Source organism: Bradyrhizobium sp. JR4.1 (assembly GCF_040548605.1).
Taxonomy (GTDB): domain Bacteria; phylum Pseudomonadota; class Alphaproteobacteria; order Rhizobiales; family Xanthobacteraceae; genus Bradyrhizobium; species Bradyrhizobium canariense.
In genome coordinates this window covers 1-19378 of the sequence record NZ_JBEPRY010000042.1, presented here as the reverse complement: position 1 = coordinate 19378, position 19378 = coordinate 1, and the positions used below count along the sequence as shown (strand labels likewise).

General features: G+C 66.1%; 17 protein-coding genes. 11 read left to right on the top strand and 6 right to left on the bottom strand.

From position 1 onward, the window contains the following. The first annotated feature begins 14 nt into the window (after positions 1–14). The 3 genes from ABIB90_RS39205 to poxB all read left to right on the top strand — a co-directional run bounded on the left by ABIB90_RS39205 (position 15) and on the right by poxB (position 3392). The gene (locus tag ABIB90_RS39205; protein WP_354202722.1) at positions 15–929 is read left to right on the top strand and encodes a 2-dehydro-3-deoxygalactonokinase; all 915 of its coding nucleotides are present in this window, start codon (positions 15–17) and stop codon (positions 927–929) included. A 13-nt stretch (positions 930–942) separates the two neighbouring features. Beyond that, entirely contained in the window at positions 943–1575 is a 633-nt protein-coding gene (locus ABIB90_RS39200) for a 2-dehydro-3-deoxy-6-phosphogalactonate aldolase (protein ID WP_354202721.1), read from the top strand. A gap of 80 nt (positions 1576–1655) precedes the next feature. After that, positions 1656–3392, top strand: coding sequence for a ubiquinone-dependent pyruvate dehydrogenase (poxB, locus tag ABIB90_RS39195; protein ID WP_354202719.1), 1737 nt, complete (start codon positions 1656–1658; stop codon positions 3390–3392). On the opposite strand, the gene ABIB90_RS39190 is transcribed toward poxB, so the two are convergent. Next, positions 3389–3754 carry a hypothetical protein gene (locus tag ABIB90_RS39190; protein WP_219683019.1) on the bottom strand — a complete coding sequence of 122 codons (366 nt, stop codon included), beginning with the start codon at positions 3752–3754 and terminating at the stop codon, positions 3389–3391. The genes poxB and ABIB90_RS39190 overlap by 4 nt on opposite strands. Positions 3755–3822: 68 nt before the next feature. Further along, complete coding sequence (locus ABIB90_RS39185; RefSeq protein WP_354202718.1) at positions 3823–4731, bottom strand: PaaI family thioesterase; 909 nt, start codon at positions 4729–4731, stop codon at positions 3823–3825. A gap of 150 nt (positions 4732–4881) precedes the next feature. On the opposite strand from ABIB90_RS39185, the gene ABIB90_RS39180 reads away from it, so the two are divergent. Continuing rightward, the gene (locus ABIB90_RS39180) at positions 4882–5202 is read left to right on the top strand and encodes a hypothetical protein (protein WP_007596563.1); all 321 of its coding nucleotides are present in this window, start codon (positions 4882–4884) and stop codon (positions 5200–5202) included. 38 nt (positions 5203–5240) lie between these two features. Here ABIB90_RS39180 and ABIB90_RS39175 read toward each other — a convergent pair whose 3' ends face one another. Both ABIB90_RS39175 and atzD read right to left on the bottom strand, forming a co-directional pair. Continuing rightward, complete coding sequence (locus tag ABIB90_RS39175; protein WP_354202716.1) at positions 5241–6710, bottom strand: amidase; 1470 nt, start codon at positions 6708–6710, stop codon at positions 5241–5243. Positions 6711–6835: 125 nt separating this feature from the next. Continuing rightward, positions 6836–7948, bottom strand: a complete 1113-nt coding sequence (gene atzD / locus ABIB90_RS39170; protein WP_354202715.1) for a cyanuric acid amidohydrolase — start codon at positions 7946–7948, stop codon at positions 6836–6838. Positions 7949–8347: 399 nt separating this feature from the next. On the opposite strand from atzD, the gene ABIB90_RS39165 reads away from it, so the two are divergent. The 4 genes from ABIB90_RS39165 to ABIB90_RS39150 all read left to right on the top strand — a co-directional run bounded on the left by ABIB90_RS39165 (position 8348) and on the right by ABIB90_RS39150 (position 13330). Beyond that, the gene (locus ABIB90_RS39165) at positions 8348–10684 is read left to right on the top strand and encodes a Tex family protein (protein WP_007596557.1); all 2337 of its coding nucleotides are present in this window, start codon (positions 8348–8350) and stop codon (positions 10682–10684) included. A gap of 298 nt (positions 10685–10982) precedes the next feature. Beyond that, positions 10983–11480: a hypothetical protein gene (locus ABIB90_RS39160; protein ID WP_354202714.1), complete on the top strand. Its 498-nt coding sequence runs from the start codon at positions 10983–10985 to the stop codon at positions 11478–11480. Between the two features lie 97 nt (positions 11481–11577). Beyond that, on the top strand, positions 11578–12270 hold the full coding sequence (locus ABIB90_RS39155) for a response regulator transcription factor (RefSeq protein WP_219683023.1): 693 nt from the start codon (positions 11578–11580) through the stop codon (positions 12268–12270). Continuing rightward, positions 12257–13330 carry a sensor histidine kinase gene (locus ABIB90_RS39150; RefSeq protein ID WP_354202713.1) on the top strand — a complete coding sequence of 358 codons (1074 nt, stop codon included), beginning with the start codon at positions 12257–12259 and terminating at the stop codon, positions 13328–13330. The genes ABIB90_RS39155 and ABIB90_RS39150 overlap by 14 nt, the downstream gene beginning before the upstream one ends. On the opposite strand, the gene ABIB90_RS39145 is transcribed toward ABIB90_RS39150, so the two are convergent. After that, the gene (locus ABIB90_RS39145; protein ID WP_007596549.1) at positions 13327–13698 is read right to left on the bottom strand and encodes a response regulator transcription factor; all 372 of its coding nucleotides are present in this window, start codon (positions 13696–13698) and stop codon (positions 13327–13329) included. The two genes, ABIB90_RS39150 and ABIB90_RS39145, sit on opposite strands and share 4 nt — an antisense overlap. Beyond that, positions 13695–14561, bottom strand: a complete 867-nt coding sequence (locus tag ABIB90_RS39140; protein WP_007596547.1) for a S1C family serine protease — start codon at positions 14559–14561, stop codon at positions 13695–13697. Before ABIB90_RS39140 ends, ABIB90_RS39145 begins: the two co-directional genes overlap by 4 nt. A gap of 193 nt (positions 14562–14754) precedes the next feature. On the opposite strand from ABIB90_RS39140, the gene ABIB90_RS39135 reads away from it, so the two are divergent. The 3 genes from ABIB90_RS39135 (at position 14755) to ABIB90_RS39125 (ending at position 19218) form a co-directional block, all read left to right on the top strand. Beyond that, positions 14755–15720 carry a VOC family protein gene (locus ABIB90_RS39135; protein WP_354202712.1) on the top strand — a complete coding sequence of 322 codons (966 nt, stop codon included), beginning with the start codon at positions 14755–14757 and terminating at the stop codon, positions 15718–15720. A 64-nt stretch (positions 15721–15784) separates the two neighbouring features. Further along, positions 15785–16660 carry a dihydrodipicolinate synthase family protein gene (locus tag ABIB90_RS39130; RefSeq protein ID WP_219683027.1) on the top strand — a complete coding sequence of 292 codons (876 nt, stop codon included), beginning with the start codon at positions 15785–15787 and terminating at the stop codon, positions 16658–16660. Between the two features lie 233 nt (positions 16661–16893). After that, entirely contained in the window at positions 16894–19218 is a 2325-nt protein-coding gene (locus tag ABIB90_RS39125; protein ID WP_354202711.1) for a xanthine dehydrogenase family protein molybdopterin-binding subunit, read from the top strand. The last annotated feature ends 160 nt before the right edge of the window (positions 19219–19378 follow it).

The window sequence follows — 19378 nt, the reverse complement described above, 5'->3', positions numbered from 1 at the left end:
GGATACGAATCGAGATGACTGAACCTGCCTATGTCGCGGTAGACTGGGGCACCAGCAGCTTCCGACTCTGGCTGATCGACCGCGCCGGCGAGGTGCTGGCCGAGCGCCGCAGCGATGAGGGCATGCTGGCCGCCGCGAAGGCCGGCTTTCCCGCCGTGCTGCAATCGCATCTCGCGGCAGTCGAGGCTCCCGATCATCTGCCCGTCCTCGTCTGCGGCATGGCCGGCGCGCGTACCGGCTGGGTCGAGGCCGGTTATGTCGACACGCCGGCACCACTCTCCGCTGTTCTGAAGCAGGCCGCGCGCGTGCCCGGCGAAGCGCGCGACATTCGCATCTTGCCGGGTATCGCGCAGCGCGATGCAAAAGCGCCGGACGTGATGCGCGGCGAGGAAACGCAGCTGCTCGGCGCGCTCGGGCTCGATGCCGCCGGCGAAGCGCTAGTCTGCATGCCCGGCACGCATTCGAAATGGGTGCGCGTGAAGGACGGCACGGTCGCGCATTTCTCCACCTTCATGACCGGCGAGCTCTTCAGCGTCGTGTCGCGCGAGACGATTTTGTCGCTTGCAGTCGCCGGGGCCGAAGACGCCGAGGATTTCGCGAGCTTCAAGGCGGCGGTGAAGGCCGCGTACGAAGCACCGGCCTTCGCGGCTAATTTTCTGTTCGGCGCGCGCTCGCGTCAGCTCCTGTTCGGGGGCACACCGGCCGCGGCGCGCGAAACGCTGTCGGGCACGTTGATCGGCGTCGAGCTGGCGGCGGGGCTTTCCGGCGCGATGTCGAAAGCTGGCATCACGCTGATTGCTTCGGGGCGGCTCGCGATGCTGTATAGGCTGGCTTTCGACGCGCTGTCGGTCGCCGTGAACCAGGTCGATGCCGATGAAGCGGTCCGCCGCGGTCTGTCGATGGCGGCTGCCGCGATCTGGACGCAATGAGAGGACTGTTGAGATGAGCGTTCCATTCCCAGCGATGAAGCGACCACTGGTCGCGATCCTGCGCGGCGTGAAGCCCGAGGAAACGCAGGCTATCGTCGGCGTGCTGATCGAAGCCGGCATGACCGCAATCGAGATTCCGCTGAACTCGCCGGACCCGTTCCGCTCCATCGCAACGGCCGTGAAACAGGCGCCGGCCGGCGTGCTGATCGGCGCCGGCACGGTGCTGACCACTTCGGATGTCGACCGTCTCAACGATGTCGGCGGCAAGCTGATGGTGTCGCCGAATGTCGACACACAAGTGCTCACGCGTGCACATCAGTACGCGATGGTGACATTGCCGGGCGTGTTTTCGCCCACCGAGGCACTGCTTGCCGCGCGCTCCGGCGCGTCAGGCCTTAAATTCTTTCCCGCCAGCGTGCTCGGCGCGTCCGGTATTGCCGCGATCCGCGCCGTGCTGCCTGCCGGCGTGATGATCGCCGCCGTCGGCGGCGTCTCCGAGCAGAATTTTGCGGAGTACATCAAGGGCGGCGTCACCGCGTTCGGGCTCGGCTCCAGCCTCTACAAGCCCGGCATGACGGCATCGGACGTTGCCGCTCGCGCAAAGGTGACGATTGCCGCCTATGATCGGGCGATTGCGAAAGAGTGAGATCGCAATAAACAAGCCGTGATCCCGTCACGGTCGCGCGTTATCCTATCTTGCTGGACCAGCGGGATCAGGAGACCGACATGGCGATCAACAACGTGGCCGATTTGTTCGTGGCAACGCTCGAACAGGCCGGCGTCAAGCGCATCTACGGCATCGTCGGCGACAGCCTGAATGCGCTGACCGAAGCGCTGCGGCGGCGCGGAACGATCGAGTGGATCCATGTCCGGCATGAAGAGGTTGCGGCCTTTGCCGCGGCCGGCGAAGCGGAGATGACGGGCAGTCTTGCGGTGTGCGCGGGCTCGTGCGGTCCCGGCAATCTGCATCTGATCAACGGCCTGTTCGATGCCCATCGCAGTCGGGTTCCCGTGCTGGCGATCGCCGCACAGATCCCGACCGCCGAGATCGGCAGCGGCTATTTCCAGGAGACCCATCCGCAAAACCTGTTCCGCGAGTGCAGCCATTATTGCGAGCTGGTCTCCGATCCGAGTCAGCTGCCCTACGTGCTGGAAAACGCCATCCGTGCGGCTGTCGGCATGCGCGGCGTTGCCGTCGTCGCCATGCCGGGCGACCTCGCCTTCCGCAGCCCACCGAAGCGCGCGCTGTCGACGGCGCGTGGCCTTGCGCTGTCGGCGCCGAAGGTCGTGCCGCAGGCCGATGAGCTGAAGGCGCTCGCGGACCTCTTGAACGGCGCCGAACGCATCACCCTGTTCTGCGGCCGCGGCTGCGCTGGCGCGCATGCGCCGCTGATGCAGCTTGCGGAAGCCTTGAAGAGCCCGATCGTGCATGCGCTGGGCGGCAAAGAACATGTCGAATACGACAATCCCTACGACGTCGGCATGACCGGCTTCATCGGCTTCTCCTCCGGCTATGCCGCCATGCACGCCTGCGACGCGCTCGTGATGCTCGGCACTGATTTTCCCTACAAGCAGTTCTTCCCGACCGATGCGAAGATCGCGCAGATCGACATCCGTCCGGAAAATCTCGGGCGGCGCTGCAAGATCGATCTCGGTCTTGTCGGCGACGTCAAGCTCACCATCGAGGCGCTGTTGCCGCTGCTCGAGGCCAAGACGCGGCGCAAGCATCTCGACGATGCGATCGCGCATTACAAGAAGGCACGCGAGGGCCTGGACTCGCTCGCGAAGGGCACGCCCGGAGCCAAGCCGATCCATCCGCAATATCTCGCAAAGGTCATCAGCGACCATGCCAGCGATGATGCGGTGTTCACCGCCGATGTCGGCACGCCGACGGTGTGGGCCGCGCGCTATCTCGACATGAACGGCCGCCGCCGGCTGATCGGCTCGTTCGTGCACGGCTCGATGGCCAACGCAATGCCGCAGGCGATCGGCGCGCAGGCCGCGCAGCCCGGCCGCCAGGTGATCTCGCTCTCAGGCGACGGCGGCTTCACCATGCTGATGGGCGATCTGATCACGCTGACCCAGATGAAGCTGCCGGTGAAGGTGGTCATCTTCAACAACGGCGTGCTCGGCTTCGTCGCACTGGAGATGAAGGCGGCCGGCTTCGTCGACACCAATGTCGATCTGGAAAACCCGGACTTCGCGGCGATGGCGCGCGCGATGGGCATCCTTGCAAGGCGCGTCGAGGATCCCGGCGAGCTCCCGGGCGCCATGAAAGAGATGCTGGCCCACGACGGGCCGGCGCTGCTCGATGTCGTCACCGCCAAGCAAGAGCTGTCGATGCCGCCGACCATCACGCCCGAACAGATCAAGGGCTTCAGCCTCTGGGTCTTGCGCGCCGTGATGAACGGCCGCGGCGACGAGGTCGTCGATCTCGCCAAGACCAATCTGCTGCCGCGCTAACCGCGCTTGACCGACGGTACGGGCAGCCGCTCATGGCGGCGCTGGAAGCGTTGCCAGTGCAGCACGATGCCGATCAGCAGCGCCGGCACGAAGCCGAGCGCGATCAGGAAGTGCGGCAGCTGCGCCGGTGAGATGAACGCGATGGCGATGTCGGAGATCAGCCAGAGCGCGGCGAACATCACCGCGAAATCGGTGCGCGGGCAGCGCAGATAGTAGAACACGGCAGTGATGACGACGGCGGGTCCGATGGCGATGCCGATCATCACCGTCGTCAGCTCCTTCGGCGTCAGCGCGTCGAGCACCATCGCTGCCAGCAGCCAGAGCGCGGCGAACATGGCGACGATGTCGAGCGGATGCCGCAACCCAATACCTCTCGCAGAAAACGCACTATCGTTGTGGCCCGGACCTTGGCCGTCAAGGGAAAATGCGCCTATTCCTCGTCGTTTCCGGGCGTCGGCCGCAGCATGAAATGGCCGAAGGCGGTGGCGATCGGCTTGTTCGCATCGTCCTGCCAGGCTCGCGCCTCGAAGGCGACGATGCGCCGGCCCTGCTTCACGATCGAGACGTTGGCGAAGGTGTCGAGCGCGCGGCCGGAGCGCAGATAGTTGACGGTCAGTCCGATCGGCTTGGGCAGTGCGGCGGCGCCGAGCTCGCGCGCCACTCCGAAGATCGCGGTGGTCTCGAGGAAGGCGCCGGTCATGCCGCCATGGATCGCGGGCAGGATCGGGTTGCCGATGATCTTTGGCGAGAACGGCATCGTCAGGGTGTCGTCGCCGTTGACGCGAATGCCGAGGCAGCGCGCGAACGGGCTGTTGGCGAACGGACCGTCCGGATCGTCCGGCGCCTCCAGCGACGGGATGCCGGGCGAATCTGTCCTGCGATCCACGAGCATGTTGGTGCGGTTGGCGCCGATCATGAAACAGGCGGTCGCGGTCGCGACCGGATCGTCCTCGGACTCCTGATAGGCGGTCGATCGCACGAAGGCTATCGACCGCGTGGTGCGGTAGCAGACCGAATGCGCCTTGATGTCGAGCCCGGGCGTTGCCGGCTTCTGATAGTCGATGCGCAAATCAAGCGTCGCGATCGCGCTTGTGCCGTCGAGCGCGAGTTGCACCGCCATGCCGCAGCTCTCGTCCAGCATCGCGGTGACGACGCCGCCATGCAGGACGCCGGTCTCCGTGTCGCCGACGAAGACGGGCCGGTAGGGCAGGCTGGACCAAGCCTCGCGAGGTGCGAAGCGGTCGAGCTGGAGTCCGCTGATCTGGCCGTAATCGGAGCGGCGGCCCTTGATCGCCTCGGCGAGGTCCTCGAACGAAAGTGTGGTCGGTGAGCTGGACATGAGGACGTTCTAAACCAGCGGCGGGCGCGGCGCAAAACCCCGGATGGGCGTCCCGCGGCAGGAGTTCCGAGGCCGGTTTGGCCTCGACAGGGCCGGCCGAAGCAACGATGGTGGGCGCCTCGTTCGTTCGACCAGCCGCAAGGAGTGCCCATGGCCGATCCCGAAATGCCCGCCACCAGCCAGGGGCCCGTCATCATTTCGACCTCGAGCTCGGAGCGGGCGCCGATCATCTATTTCGACGGTGCGTCCTGCTTCGGCCACCACAACGGCGCTATCCAGATCGAGCTTGCTGCGAACCTTCTGATGCCGGTCGGCGCCGCCGTCAGGGTCGACGTGGTCCAGACCGCGCATCTGCGCTGCAGCGTGGCCGCCGCGCTGGCCCTGCGCGAAGCGCTCGACAAGGCATTGGCGATGTACCAGCAGGGTCAGCAGGAGCCCCGGCCGGAGGAAATTCCGACGGTGAAGAACTGAGGCAAGCGGCGGATCGCAAGTTAATGCGATCAACTCGCTCAGCTCACATGCACCTTCGGCTTCCTGCCATCGTTCCACTTGCCGTCGAGCGCGCGCTCGATCTGGGCGGCGAGTTGCAGCAGCAGGCCGTCATTGGCCTGTTTCGCAATCGCCTGGATGCCGAGCGGCAGGCCGTGGTCCTGCGTGGCCATCGGCATCGAGATCGCCGGCATGCCGCAGAGATTGGCGAGCGGCGTGAAGGCGAAGAAGCGCCAGAGATTGCCGAACCAGTCGAGCACGTCAGGATTGTCGGAGATGGTGAGATATTCCCGGGTGCCGACCTTCGGCGTCGGCAGCGCGGTGATCGGCGTCAGGATCACGTCCCACTGCTCGAAGAAGGCGCCGAAGGCGCGTGAGGTCGTGTTGAACACGCCTTGCATCTTCGCCCGCTCGGCGAAGCTCGTATGCCGGCCGGCTTCCCAGATCCGGATGTTCATGGGCTCGATGAGGTCTTCCGGGGGCCGCTCCAGCCCGCGCGCGGCGAGCATGTTGGAGATTACCACGGCAAAATTCGAGATATAGCAGGTGGTCTGCGCCTCGAACGCGGCGCGGAAGTCGAGCTCGGGCAGGCCGTAGTCGACGTGGTGGCCGAGGCCTTCGAGGAAGCGGCCGGCCTTTGCCAGCTCGGCCGCGATCTCTGGCGTCGCGGTGTAGTCGCCCCAGCTGTGCGACAGCGCGATGCGAAGTTTTGACGGATCGCGTTTGATCATCTCGGAGTATGGTTGCGCCGTGGTCCAGAACGGCGTGAACTCGCCCGGCGCCGCTCCCCTGGCATGATCGACGAAGGCGGCGGTGTCGCGCACCGAGCGCGACTGGCAGCCCTGGATCGAGACGAGGCCGGTGAGATCGGACATGTGCGGTGCGAGCGAGAACACGCCGCGCGAGACTTTCAGGCCGATATTGCCGTTGACCCCGGCGGGAATGCGGATCGAGCCGCCGCCGTCGGTCGCATGTGCGATCGGCACCACGCCGGCCGCCACCATTGCGGCGCTGCCGGCCGACGAGCCGCAGGTGGTGTAGTCGGTATCCCAGGGATTGCGCGTGACATAGACGGCGGGATTGTCGGCCGAGCTGCATACGCCGAATTCCGGCGTCGTGGTGCGTCCGATCAGGTTCAGCCCGGCCTGGCGGAATTTGCCGGTCAGGAACGTGTCGGCGCCAGCGCGATTGCCGCGCATCAGCAGCGAGCCCATCTCCTGGAGCCGGCCCTTCATGGTCGGGCCGAGGTCCTTCATCAGGAAGGGCAGGCCTGCGAACGGGCCGGCGAGATTGGCGCCGTCCTTGGCCGGATCGGCGATCACGTCATCGAACAGCTCGACGACGCCCGACAGTGCCGGATTGACCTTGGCAACGCCCGCAGCGGCCTGGCGCGCCAACTCCTTTGCCGTGAGCTCGCCCTTGCGGACGCGCGCGGCCAGTCCCACGCCATCGTGCTGCGCCCATTCGTTCCAGCTCATCGGGAAAGTCATGCGATCCAAACCTCTTCGTGCGGCGCCACCTTAGTTTCGCACGGGAACATTTTAATCAACTGAGGCGGCGCGAAGGGCAGGGTTGCGCGGGATGGAGAGGTAATCCTCCATTGCATGCGCACGCATCAATCCGAGAGCTTTGCGATCACCGCGACCGGCCCGCCGCCAGCGGGGCCCTGGTGCTCGGCGCCGCCGGAGACGTAGACCGCCCCGGTGCCGGCGAGGCCGGCAATCAGGCCGCCGACGGCAGCCCGGGCGTGGCGCGTCGAGCTGATATCGGTATCTTCCAGCATGGTGTGGCGGAAGCCGCGCACGCTGCCATCAGGCGAGGCCTCGGCCTTGGCGAAGATGTTGACGAGTTCGCGGCCGGTCGTCGTCTGCGGCGCGGCACGGAGCCCAACGCCCTCCAGCGCCGCGAGCACGGCGGCCGCGTCGATCGCATCGCTCATCACGGCATGCCCGATCTCGAATTCGCTCGTCGAGGACATCGAATTGCCGAGCACGATGACGACGTTGTGCATCAGCTCGATTCCGGACGAGGTCGAGGCGACGTTCGAAAACAGATCGTAGCGCCGCAGCACGTCGTCGTCTCGTAGGTCGGTTGCGATCTCGCCGAGCGCGACTGCAACCCCGAGCGCGGAGGCGCCGCGCGAATAGGCCATCGAACTGTAGGCGCTGGTCGTCGCCGTCTTGTGGCCGCGCGCATTCGCCGCTTCGACGCGCTCGCTGGTGAGCAGCGGGCATTTGATCTGCACGAAATGGACGTCGGCGGGATCGGCGATCCCGGCATCCGCCATCGCGGCCTTCACGGCCTTGGCTGTCTCCGTGATCTGAGCGGAGCGGCCGAGCTCTTCAGGGAGAAAATCCCGCGTGTGCGCCATGCCGATGCTCAGGCGCTTGCCCGAGATGCCCGGCGGGCGCTGCTGGACGTCCTGGCGCGTGAACACCGTGATGTGCGGGCTAAGCACGCCCTCGGTGCCGCCGGACATCACGAAAGCGATGCGCTGCTCGACCTCCTGCGGCGACAGGCCGAGCTGCGGCGCCAGCGCCGTGCACAGCGCGGCAACGGCATATTCCCGGGTAAAGTCGTTGACGCCGCCATTGCCTTCGGTCTTGCCGAGGATGGCCAGGATGGATGCCGGATCAATCGCGCCGGAGCCGATCATGGCTATCAATCCGGAGACGTCGCCGGGACCTTTGGTGGCGACCTTGAAGACGCCGACCGATGTCGTCCGCATGATAGTCCTCACATGGGGTTCAGGAGCCCGGCCGACAAAACAGCCGCTGAACCGGGGCGCCTGTCAAGGTGTCGAGGCAATCCCATCGTCGTCCTGGCGAGCGCCAGGACGCATGACCCAGGGGGCATTTGGCGAAGTCTCGTCGTTCGGTACGCCTACCGCCTACAATCGATGAATCACGCGCTATGGGTCCTGGCCTTCGCCAGGACGACGATGGAGTATGTGCGTCGTCCTCGCCGCCCCTCACGATTGTGGCGAGATCGCATCGGTTCGACAAAAAATCCCTTGTCGACGATCGTCCGCCGCACCTTGATGAATCAACCCCGATTGGTCCATAAGCGGCGTCCCGCAGCCGGTGGTTCGCCTCCGCGATGCGTGCTTGGATAGAGGGGTTCTCGCGTGGCAAATATCAACCAGAAAATTGCGCAGGAGCTTGGGGTTCGGGCGGAGCAGGTCGAGGCGACAGTGGCGCTGCTCGACGGCGGCGCCACGGTTCCCTTCATCGCCCGCTACCGCAAGGAAGCGACCGGTGCACTCGACGACGCGCAATTGCGCACGCTGGAGGAGCGCCTGGGTTACCTGCGCGAGCTCGAGGACCGCCGCAAGGCCATCCTCGAATCGGTCCGCGAGCAGGGCAAGCTCGATGCCGCGCTGGAAGCCTCCATTCTCGCCGCCGACAGCAAGGCGCGCCTTGAAGACATCTATCTGCCGTTCAAGCCGAAGCGCCGCACCAAGGCGGAGATCGCCAAGGAAGCCGGCCTCGAGCCGCTCGCCAATCAGCTCATGGCCGACCCCACCAACGATCCGAAGGTCGTCGCCGAAGCCTTCGTCAATGCCGAGAAGGGTGTTGCCGATGCCGCTGCGGCGCTCGACGGCGCCCGCGCCATCCTCGTCGAGCGTTTCGACGAAGACGCCGACCTGATCGGCGCGCTTCGCGAAGAGGTGTGGACCAATGCGCGCATGGCCTCCAAGGTGCGCGACGGCAAGAAGACCGAGGGCGAAAAGTTTGCCGATTATTTCGAGTTCTCCGAGCCGCTGACGAAGCTGCCCTCGCACCGCATCCTCGCGATGTTCCGCGGCGAGAAGGAAGAGATCCTCGATCTCCAGATCCAGGCCGAGGCCGAAGCATCGCCGCCGGGCGTGCCGAGCGTCTATGAGCTGAAGATCATGAAGCGGTTCGGCATCGCCGACCTCAAGCGCGCCGGCGACCGCTGGATGATCGACACCGTGCGCTGGGCCTGGCGCACCAAGATCCAGGTGCATCTCAACATCGACCTGCGCATGCGGCTGTGGAATGCGGCCGAGACCGAGGCCGTGCGCGTGTTCGCCTCGAACCTGCGCGACCTCCTGCTGGCCGCGCCGGCCGGCACCCGCGTCACCATGGGACTCGATCCCGGCTTCCGCACCGGCGTCAAGGTTGCCGTCACCGATGCGACCGGCAAGGTGGTGGATACTGCCGTGATCTATCCGCACGAGCCGCAGCGACAGTGGAACGAGGCGCTTGCGATCCTCGGCAAGCTCGCATTGAAGCATCGCGTCGAGCTGATCGCGATCGGCAACGGCACCGCCTCGCGCGAGACCGACAAGCTCGCGGCCGACCTCGTCAAGGGCCTGCCCGACTTGAAGATGACCAAGATCGTGGTGTCGGAAGCTGGCGCGTCGGTCTATTCGGCCTCGGCTTTCGCCTCGGAGGAGTTGCCGGGCCTCGATGTCACCCTGCGCGGTGCGGTGTCGATCGCGCGGCGGCTCCAGGATCCGCTCGCCGAGCTCGTCAAGATCGAGCCTAAGGCGATCGGCGTCGGCCAGTACCAGCACGACCTCGGTCAGGCCAAGCTCGCCAAATCACTCGACGCCGTGGTCGAAGACTGCGTGAACGCGGTCGGCGTCGACGTCAACACCGCCTCGGCACCACTGCTCGCGCGCGTGTCGGGCGTCGGTTCCGGCCTTGCCTCGAGCATCGTGGCACACCGCGACGCCAACGGTCCGTTCAAGTCGCGCAAGGCGCTGAAGGACGTGCCGCGGCTCGGCCCCAAGGCGTTCGAGCAGTGCGCGGGCTTCCTGCGCATCCTCGGCGGCGAGGACCCGCTCGACGCCTCCGGCGTGCATCCGGAAGCGTATCCGGTGGTGCGCCGGATTCTCAGCGCCACCAAAAGCGACATCAAGGCGCTGATCGGCAGCAGCGACATCGTTCGCACGCTGAAGCCGAAAGACTTTGTGGACGAGACGTTTGGTCTGCCGACCGTCACCGACATCCTGCGCGAGCTCGAGAAGCCCGGCCGCGACCCGCGTCCGGCGTTCAAGGCCGCGGTGTTCATGGACGGCGTCGAGGAGATCAAGCACCTCAAGAAGGGCATGATCCTCGAGGGTACCGTGACCAACGTCGCCGCGTTCGGCGCCTTCGTCGACATCGGCGTGCACCAGGACGGCCTCGTGCACATCTCGGCGATGTCCAGGACCTACATCAAGGATCCACGCGAGGTGGTGAAGCCCGGCGACATCGTCAAGGTGAAGGTGCTGGACTTCGAGGTCGCGCGCAAGCGCATCTCGCTGACGCTGCGGCTCGACGACGAGGTCGGCGCCAAGAAGGACGCGCCCGGCATGCAGCGGGACAACAGCTCGCGCAATCCGTCCCGTATGACCTCGTCGGCCCCGCGCCAGCAGGAATCTTCCGGCGGCGGCGCCCTCGCGGAAGCGCTGCGCCGCGCGGCCGAGAAAAACGGCGGCAAGCGGGCGTAGCTTCTAACCTCTCCCCGCTCTTCTGCTGGGAGGTGTCGGATCGCTGCTCGATATATCGAGAGTTCTATCCGCGTCGTCATTGCGAGCGCAGCGAAGCAATCCAGAATCTTTCCGCGGCGGGACTCTGGATTGCTTCGTCGCAAGGGCTCCTCGCAATGACGAGGAGAGAGCGCGGGTCCGTCTCCCTAACTTCCGCGTCAGAATCTGGCGCGTTTGTAAGTTGAAGGTGCCGGTCCCTTCCTCTCATCTGATCCTTCTCGCGCGGCAGGTATCGCTGCGCAGCACGGAGGACGCTTCGATGGACAACAGGATTCTCAAAGGCCTTACCGCGGTGTCGATCGCCGCGATGATGGCGCTCGCTTCGCCTGTGCTCGCCCGTGGCGGCGGTGGCGGAGGTCACGGCGGAGGTGGTTTTGGCGGCGGAGGTCATGGCGGCTTTGGTGGCGGCGGACATTTCGGCGGCGGCATGCACGCGGGAGGCTTTGGCGGCGGCATGCACGCCGGTGGCTTCGGCGGCATGCACGTTGGCGGCATGGGTGGCGCCCGTTTCGCCCATGTCGGCGGACCGGGCTTCGGCGGCGCCCGCTTCGCGCACGCGGCGATCGGGCCGCGCTTCGCTGGTTCCGGCTGGCACGGCAGGCCCTTCATCGGCCGCCACGCCTTCTTCCGGCACCACCATCGCTTCTTCTTCGGAGCACCTTTCATCTATGCCGGCTACAATGACGGCTGTTGGCGCAGGAGCTGGACGCCCTATGGGTGGCAATGGGTCAATGTGTGCGGAGACTCTTGGTACTAGCATCGCCGTACCGCACCATTGTCGCGATCGTCATCGGACGGTTCCGCTCAGCCCCGGAACGGGATAGTCTGGTGGCGATCGTCGCGCGGAGTTTGTCATGTCCGGAGGTCACCGCCGCATTCTGGTCGTCGAGGACGACGCGGAAACCGCAGGCCAGCTCGTCGAGGAGCTGACGATTTCCGGCTACGACGTCGATCTCGCCGCCACCGGGCGCGAGGCCCTCAGCCACGGCGCCGCGCGCGACTATGCCGTGATCACCATCGACCGCATGCTGCCCGACATCGATGGCATCAGTGTGATGCGCCAGTTGCGCGACGACGGCATCGCCGCGCCGTTCCTGATCATCTCCGCACTTGGCGAGGTCGACGACCGCGTGCGCGGCTTGCGCGCCGGCGGCGACGATTATCTGGTCAAGCCGTTCTCCTTCACCGAATTGCTGGCGCGGCTGGAGGCACTCGGCCGGCGCAGCGACACCGTTGCCAAGGAGACGATCCTGCGGGTTGGCGATCTCGCCGTCGACCTGATCGCACGTAGCGCGAGCCGCCGCGGCCGGAAGATTCCGCTGTTGCCGCGGGAATTCCAACTGCTCGAATATCTCGTCCGCAACGAGGGCCGCGTCGTCTCGCGTGCGATGCTGCTCCAGCATGTCTGGGATCTGCATTTCGATCCCTCCACCAACATCATCGACGTCTATGTCGGGCGCGTCCGTCGCAAGGTCGATGATGCCCAGGCCTATCCGCTGATCCACACCATCCGCGGCATCGGATATTGTCTCCGTGCTCCTGGCTAAAACGCTCCGCTCCTCGACCTTCCGCCTTGCGCTGATCGCGATCGCAGCATTTGGGCTGATCGTCGCGGCGATCATGGCCTATGTCTATTTCGGCACGATCGCCTATGTGCAGAACCGTGTCGGCGATGCCGGCGATCACAGCGGCTTCACCGCGATGATCGAACTCGCAATGGCCGCTGTCGCGGTGCTGATGCTGGTGCTCGCCGGGCTCGCCGCGGTGCTGGTGACGCGCCGCACGGTCGGGCGAATCGAGGAGATCAACGCCACCAGCCGCGCCATCATGATGTCGGGCCTCGACCAGCGCATTCCCTTGCGCGGCAGTCACGACGAGTGGGACCGCGTCGCCGAAAACCTCAACCAGATGCTCGACCGCATCGAGACACTGATGGGCGAGGTCAAGCAGGTCAGCGACAACGTCGCCCATGATTTGCGTACGCCGCTGACGCGCATGCGGGGCCGGCTGGAGAAGGCCTATCACGCCCCTCGCAACGGCGAGGCCGACGCGGCTCTGATTGGTGACACCATCGCCGATCTCGACGCGGTGCTCGGCATGTTTGCCTCGATCACCCGCATCTCGGAGATCGAGACCCGCGCCCGCCGCAGCGCGTTTCGCACGCTTGATCTCACCGAAATCGCCGGCGAGGTCGTCGAGCTCTACGATGCCGCCGCCGAACAGGTTGCGACGCGGCTCAGCCTCGGCGGCGATCGCGAGGTGGCGATCACAGGCGATCGCGACCTCCTGTTCGACGCCATCGCCAATCTCGTCGACAACGCGATCAAGCACGGCTGCGAAGGCGGGCAGGTGATCGTCACCTGCCGCCGCACCGACGGCGGTGCGACGATCGCGATCGCCGACGATGGTCCCGGCATTCCCACTGATGAGCGCGATCATGTGTTCAAGCGCTTCTACCGGCTCGAACAGAGTCGCTACACCCCCGGTAACGGCCTCGGCTTAAGCTTGGTCGCCGCGGTCGCCCGCCTCCATGGCGCCGAGATTGCCCTGCACGACAACGCGCCGGGGCTGACGGTTCAGCTCAGCTTCCCGCCGCACCTGCCCTAGAGTTCGATCACGCCGCGGCGGGCCGCATGTGCCACCGCATCGGTTCGGCCGGTGGCGTCGAGCTTGTCGAGCAGCGAGCCGACATGGAATTTGACCGTGTGGACGGAAATGCCGAGCTGACGCGCGATCATCTTGTTGGAGCCACCTTCCGCCATCAACGCCAGCACATCGAGCTCGCGCTGTGTCAGCGCGATGTCCTCAGGCATGATGCGCGGATCGCGGGTGACAATCGTCGCGGCCGCCTTCTCGCCGGGTTCGGCGAGGCGAAGCCCGGCGATATGGCCGAGCAGAGCCGCCAGGCGATCGGCAAGGGCGGGATCGTCGATCTCCAAGGCCAGAACGATCTCGGGGGCGATATCCTCGCTCACGCCGCCGGCCTCTCGCCGATCGTGACCTTGAAGCTGACCGGCTCGCCGCCGCGGCGCGCCGCGATATCGACCACCGCGCCCACGCTCGCCGGACCCAGCGTCCGCGACAGTGCACGCACGCCGGACAGTTTCTGGTCGTTGACGGCGACGATGACGTCGCCCTGGCGGATGCCGGCCGCCGCCGAAGGGCCGGCCTTGTCGACATTCATCACCATCGCGCCGACGCCGTCGTCGAGCCGGACCGGCTGCAGCCCGAGGCCGAGATATCCGCGTGCGATGCGGCCGCGCGCCTCTAACTGGGCCGCGACCCGCTCGATCGTCGCTGTCGGGATCACCAGCACACGCCTCGGGCCGAGCACGGCCATGCCGAAGGCTTCGCCCGATGCATCGAGCGCGAGGCCGCCCTGCTGGCTAGAGCGCAAGCGGACGTCGAGCTCGATCCGCGCGTCGATGTCGCCGCCGCGCAAGGAGCGCCAGCTCTTGCCGGACAGCGACACCATGCCGAGCGCGGCGCTCGGCGCATCGCGGTTGGTGGCGACAACAACCGACAACGCGCCGAGGGGCGGCACAATTGTGGCCAGCTTGACCGGGGCAATCGCGCTATCGACGCGCAGCAGTGCGACATCCGTCGTATGGTCGCGGCCTGCGATCGTGGCGGCCGCGGTGCTGCCGTCGGGGAGGCCGATCTCGACGTCGCCCTCGTCGGCCAGCGCCTCGTCGGCGGTGACGATCAGGCCGGGTTTCCAGACGAAGCCGGTGGCGCGGGAGCGATGCGAATGCACGGCGACGACGGAGGGCGCGGTGCGCGCCACGACGTCAGCGAGCGCCGACGATAGGGAGGTCAGGGGAGTTGAGTCGGTCATGGGGGGCTCCTGTAAGCTGCGCCCAATCTGGGATGTCGCGGCCGATTGTGAAACTGGCCGGATGGCCAGGAAATGAGCAGGGAAAGCTGGTCCGTAAGACCACGGCCGACGAACATGTGATTGGGAGCCGCTCACGGCAACGTGTAGCAATCGAGAAATTGCGCCGCCTCCAGGATTTTAGCGAGCCTGAACGATGACCATCGACCTCACCCGCCGCACCCTGCTTCAACTCGCCGGCGCCACCTCGCTTGCAATGGCGGCAGCGGGCGCGGCGCGCGCTGAGGGCGCACCACAGGGCGGTGGGCCGACCTACGCCAGCCGTACCCCGATGCGGGTCGGCATGGTGACGCTCCGGGTGAAGAATCTCGACAAGGTTGCGGACTACTACCGCGACGTCATCGGGCTCACCGTGATGGAACGCTCGGCAACTGCCGCAAGGCTCGGCACCGCCGGTATCACGCTGCTGGTGCTGGAGGCCCGTCCTGATGCCGAGATCGAGCCGCGCAACGCCGCCGGCCTTTACCACACCGCCTTCCTGATGCCGACCCGCAAGGACCTGGCGCGCTGGCTGGTAGCAGCCGCTTCGCATCGCGTGCCGCTGTCGGGCTTTGCCGATCACCTCGTTAGCGAATCCGTCTATCTCGACGACCCCGAAGGCAACGGCATCGAGGTCTATGCCGACCGCGATCCCTCGCAATGGCAGTGGAGCGAGGGCAGCGTGAAGATGGCGGCCGACGAGCTCAACATTCCCGACCTGCTGTCGCTGACCAATACACGCGTGCCTGATTATGCCAAGGCGCCCGACGGAATGCGCATCGGCCACATGCATCTGCGCGTCGGCGACCTCACGCAGGCTGAGCGCTTCTATCACGGTGCCATCGGCCTGGACCCGACCCGCAGCCGCAACGGCGCCGCGTTCCTGTCGTCGGGGCACTATCATCATCACCTCGGCATGAACGTCTGGCAGAGCCAGGGCGCCGGCCAACGCGACGATCAGGCAACGGGGCTCGCCTGGTTTTCGCTGGTGACGGAGAAGCCGGACCTGCTTGCCGCTCAACACGAACGCCTGCGCAAGGGCGGCGCGAAAGTCACGGCGCTGGCGAATGGCGTGGAGGCGATCGATCCCTGGGGCACGCGGGTGCGGCTGATCAGGGTTTGATCGCGGGCGCGAGCGTTGGTAAGACCGGTCAGGCGCAAGCCAGTTTCCGGGATTTACAGCTGACATGTCCGATTTTCGCGGCGTCTTCCCCTATCTCGTCTCGCCCGTCGCTGCCGACGGCGCAGTGCGGACGAACGTGCTCGCAAGGCTCTGCGACGATCTGATAAGCGCCGGCGTCCACGGTCTGACCCCGCTCGGCTCGACCGGCGAGTTCGCCTATCTCAATGCCGCCCAACGCACCGCGGTCGTGCAGACCACGATCGAGGCGGCAAGGGGACGCGTGCCTGTAGTCGCGGGCGTGGCCTCCACCTCGACGGCTGACGCGGTGGCGCAGGCGAAGGCGTATCAGAAGCTCGGTGCCGACGGCATTCTGGCGATCCTGGAAGCGTATTTCCCGCTCGCCGATGCCCAAATCGAATCCTATTTTCGCGCCATCGCGGATGCCGTGGACATCCCCGTCGTGATCTACACCAATCCGCAATTCCAGCGCTCCGATCTCACCCTCGACACCATCGCGCGCCTCGCCGAGCATCCGCGCATCGGCTACATCAAGGACGCCTCGACCAACACCGGCCGGCTGCTCTCGATCATGAACCGCTGCGGCGATGCCTTGCGGGTGTTCTCGGCCTCCGCCCACATCCCGGCCGCGGTGATGCTGATCGGCGGGCTCGGCTGGATGGCGGGCCCTGCCTGCATCATCCCGCGCCAGAGCGTCGCGCTCTACGACCTCTGCAAGGCCGGCCGCTGGGACGAGGCGATGGCGCTCCAGCGCAGGCTGTGGCGCATCAACGAGGCTTTTGCCCGCTTCAATCTGGCGGCCTGCATCAAGGCCGGTCTGGCCATCCAGGGCTATGACGTCGGCGATCCCGTCCCGCCGCAGGCCGCACTCACCGCCGATGCGCGCAAGGTCGTGGAAGCGGCCTTGCGGGAGCTGGCGTAGCCGATCCCCTCGTCGTCATGGCCGGGCATAGCCGTCCGAAGGACGGCGTCGCTTTCGCTCGCCTATGTCCCGGCTATCCACGCGCTTCCACACGAAAAGTACGTGGATGCCCGGGACAAGCCCGGGCATGACGAAATCGCGGATATACCGCCTAAAAGCGCGGCTGGTATGCCCTTGATCGATCCGCTAAAAGGCGGCCCGCAGTTTCGAAAAGACCCTGAGGACCCCACGGAATGAACATTCTTCCCGGCAATTTGCGTTTCGGAGCGGGGCAGCCCGTCAAGCGTTTGGAAGACCAGCGACTGCTCACCGGGAAGGGACAGTTCATCGACGACAAGCCGGAAGATGGCGCGCTGTGGTTGTACCTGTTGCGCTCGCCGCATGCCCACGCGAAGATCGTCTCGATCGACACGGCCGCCGCCACGGCGATGCCTGGCGTGACCGCGGTCTACACCGGCGCCGACCTCGTCAAGGACGACATCGGAATCATCCCGACCTTGAGTATCTTCAAGCGCCCCGACGGCAAGCCGATGACGGTGCCGCCACGCCGCCTGCTGGCGCACGAAATCGTGCGCTATGCGGGCGAGGCCGTGGCCGCCGTGGTGGCCTCCTCGCGTGCCGACGCGCAGAGCGCGGCCGAAGCGATCGTGGTCGAATATGACGTGCAGCCGGCCGTGGTCGATCCCGTCGAGGCGGTCAAGCCCGGTGCGCCATTGGTGTGGCCGGAGGCGCCCGACAACATCGTCGGCGCGATGAGCTACGGCGATGCCGCCAAGGTGGACGAGGCTTTTGCCAAGGCGGCGCATACCGTCGAGCTCGATCTCGTCAGCCAGCGCCTGGTGCCGTCGGCCATGGAGCCGCGCTCGACCATTGCCGAGATCGACAAGACGTCCGGCCGCCTTCTGCTGCATGTGCAGTCGCAGACGCCCGCCTCGACCCGCGACGTGCTGGCCGAGGCCGTGCTGAAGCGGCCGAAGGACAGCGTGCGCGTCCTGGTCGGCGATATCGGCGGCGGCTTTGGCCAGAAGACCAACCTCTATCCCGAGGACGGCATGGTTGCTTACGCCGCGACCAAGCTGAACAAAAAAATCCGCTGGCGCGGCGATCGCACCGACGAGTTCGTCGGCGGCACCCATGGCCGCGATCTGACCTCGACCGCTTCCTTCGCACTCGACGAGAAAGGCAAGGTGCTGGCCTATCGCGTCAGCTCGATCGGCTGTACCGGCGCGTATTCCTCGGGCGCGGCCAACATCATTCCGCTGGTGCTAGGGCCGTTCGTGCAGACCGGCGTCTACGATTTGCCGCTGGTGCATTTCGAGGTGAAGTCGGTGATGACCCACACCGCGCCGGTCGGCGCCTATCGTGGTGCGGGCCGGCCCGAGGCCGTGTTCATCGTCGAGCGCCTGTTCGACGCGGCCGCGCGAAAAATCGGCATGGACCCGCGCGCGATCCGGAAAGCCAACTACATCAAGCCGGCGCAACTGCCCTACACCAATGCTGCGGGGCAGGTTTACGACTCCGGCGCCTTCGCGCACATGCTCGATCGCGCCGTGAAGCTTGCGGACTGGGACGGCTTTGCCGCGCGCAAGAAGGCCGCGAAGAAGAAGGGCCTGCTCTACGGCCGTGGGCTCACCTCCTATATCGAATGGACCGGCGGTCGTGCCCACACCGAGAAGGTAAGCCTGCACGCGACCGCGCAGGGCCGTGTCGTCCTGCATTCCGGCACCATGGCGATGGGGCAGGGGCTGCAGACCACCTACACCCAGATGATCTCCGACACGCTCGGCATTGCCATGGACAAGATCGACGTGGTCCAGGGCGATACTGATCTGGCGATGGGCTTCGGCAGCGTCGGATCGCGTTCGCTGTTCGTCGGCGGCACGGCGGTCGCGGTCTCCTCCAACGATCTGATCCAGAAGGCGCGCGAGAAGGCGGCGAACGTGCTGGAGACCTCGATCGAGGACATCGAATACCAGGGCGGCATGCTCACCGTGGTCGGCACCGACCGCCGCATCAGCCTGTTCGACATTGCCGAGAAAGAAGGCGGCGCGAAACTCAGCGTCGATTCCGAAGGCGAGGTCGACGGTCCGAGCTGGCCGAACGGCACCCATATCTGCGAGGTCGAGATCGACCCCGAGACCGGCGTGTCCAAGGTCGTGCGCTACACCACCGTCGACGACGTCGGTGTCGCCGTGAACCCGATGCTGGTCACCGGCCAGATCCATGGTGGCGTGGCGCAAGGCATCGGGCAGGCGCTGTACGAGGGCGTGTCCTATGATGCCGACGGCCAGCTGCTCACCGCGAGCTACCAGGACTATTGCATCCCGCGCGCCGACGACGTTCCGCCGATCGTGGTGACGCTCGACGATTCCGCGCCCTGCCGCACCAATCCGCTCGGCGCCAAGGGCTGCGGCGAATCCGGCGCCATCGGCGGCCCGCCCTGCGTCACCAACGGTGTGATGGATGCGCTCGCCGAACTCGGCATCACCCAGCTGAATACGCCGCTGACGCCGCAGAAGATCTGGCAGGCGATCCGGGATGCGAAGGTGGGCGGTTAGCGGCCATTGTCGTGCTGGCTGTCGCCACAAATCCAACTCGTGGGGGGGGGGGGGGGGGGGGGGGCCCCCCCGGGGGGGGGTAAATTTTGGGGGAAAAAACCCCCCAAAAAATTGAAAAAAAATAAGGGGGGTGTTGGAGGTGGCGGGCGCGGAATTTGTT

Excerpts from the sequence above, each read along its gene's own strand:
- ABIB90_RS39130 (WP_219683027.1), top strand. The coding sequence starts at position 15,785 with ATGTCCGATTTTCGCGGCGTCTTCCCCTATCTCGTCTCGCCCGTCGCT.
- ABIB90_RS39205 (WP_354202722.1), top strand. The coding sequence starts at position 15 with ATGACTGAACCTGCCTATGTCGCGGTAGACTGGGGCACCAGCAGCTTC.
- ABIB90_RS39180 (WP_007596563.1), top strand. The coding sequence starts at position 4,882 with ATGGCCGATCCCGAAATGCCCGCCACCAGCCAGGGGCCCGTCATCATT.
- ABIB90_RS39155 (WP_219683023.1), top strand. The coding sequence starts at position 11,578 with ATGTCCGGAGGTCACCGCCGCATTCTGGTCGTCGAGGACGACGCGGAA.
- ABIB90_RS39140 (WP_007596547.1), bottom strand. The coding sequence starts at position 14,561 with ATGACCGACTCAACTCCCCTGACCTCCCTATCGTCGGCGCTCGCTGAC.
- ABIB90_RS39175 (WP_354202716.1), bottom strand. The coding sequence starts at position 6,710 with ATGACTTTCCCGATGAGCTGGAACGAATGGGCGCAGCACGATGGCGTG.
- ABIB90_RS39200 (WP_354202721.1), top strand. The coding sequence starts at position 943 with ATGAGCGTTCCATTCCCAGCGATGAAGCGACCACTGGTCGCGATCCTG.
- ABIB90_RS39160 (WP_354202714.1), top strand. The coding sequence starts at position 10,983 with ATGGACAACAGGATTCTCAAAGGCCTTACCGCGGTGTCGATCGCCGCG.
- poxB (WP_354202719.1), top strand. The coding sequence starts at position 1,656 with ATGGCGATCAACAACGTGGCCGATTTGTTCGTGGCAACGCTCGAACAG.
- atzD (WP_354202715.1), bottom strand. The coding sequence starts at position 7,948 with ATGCGGACGACATCGGTCGGCGTCTTCAAGGTCGCCACCAAAGGTCCC.
- ABIB90_RS39125 (WP_354202711.1), top strand. The coding sequence starts at position 16,894 with ATGAACATTCTTCCCGGCAATTTGCGTTTCGGAGCGGGGCAGCCCGTC.
- ABIB90_RS39185 (WP_354202718.1), bottom strand. The coding sequence starts at position 4,731 with ATGTCCAGCTCACCGACCACACTTTCGTTCGAGGACCTCGCCGAGGCG.
- ABIB90_RS39135 (WP_354202712.1), top strand. The coding sequence starts at position 14,755 with ATGACCATCGACCTCACCCGCCGCACCCTGCTTCAACTCGCCGGCGCC.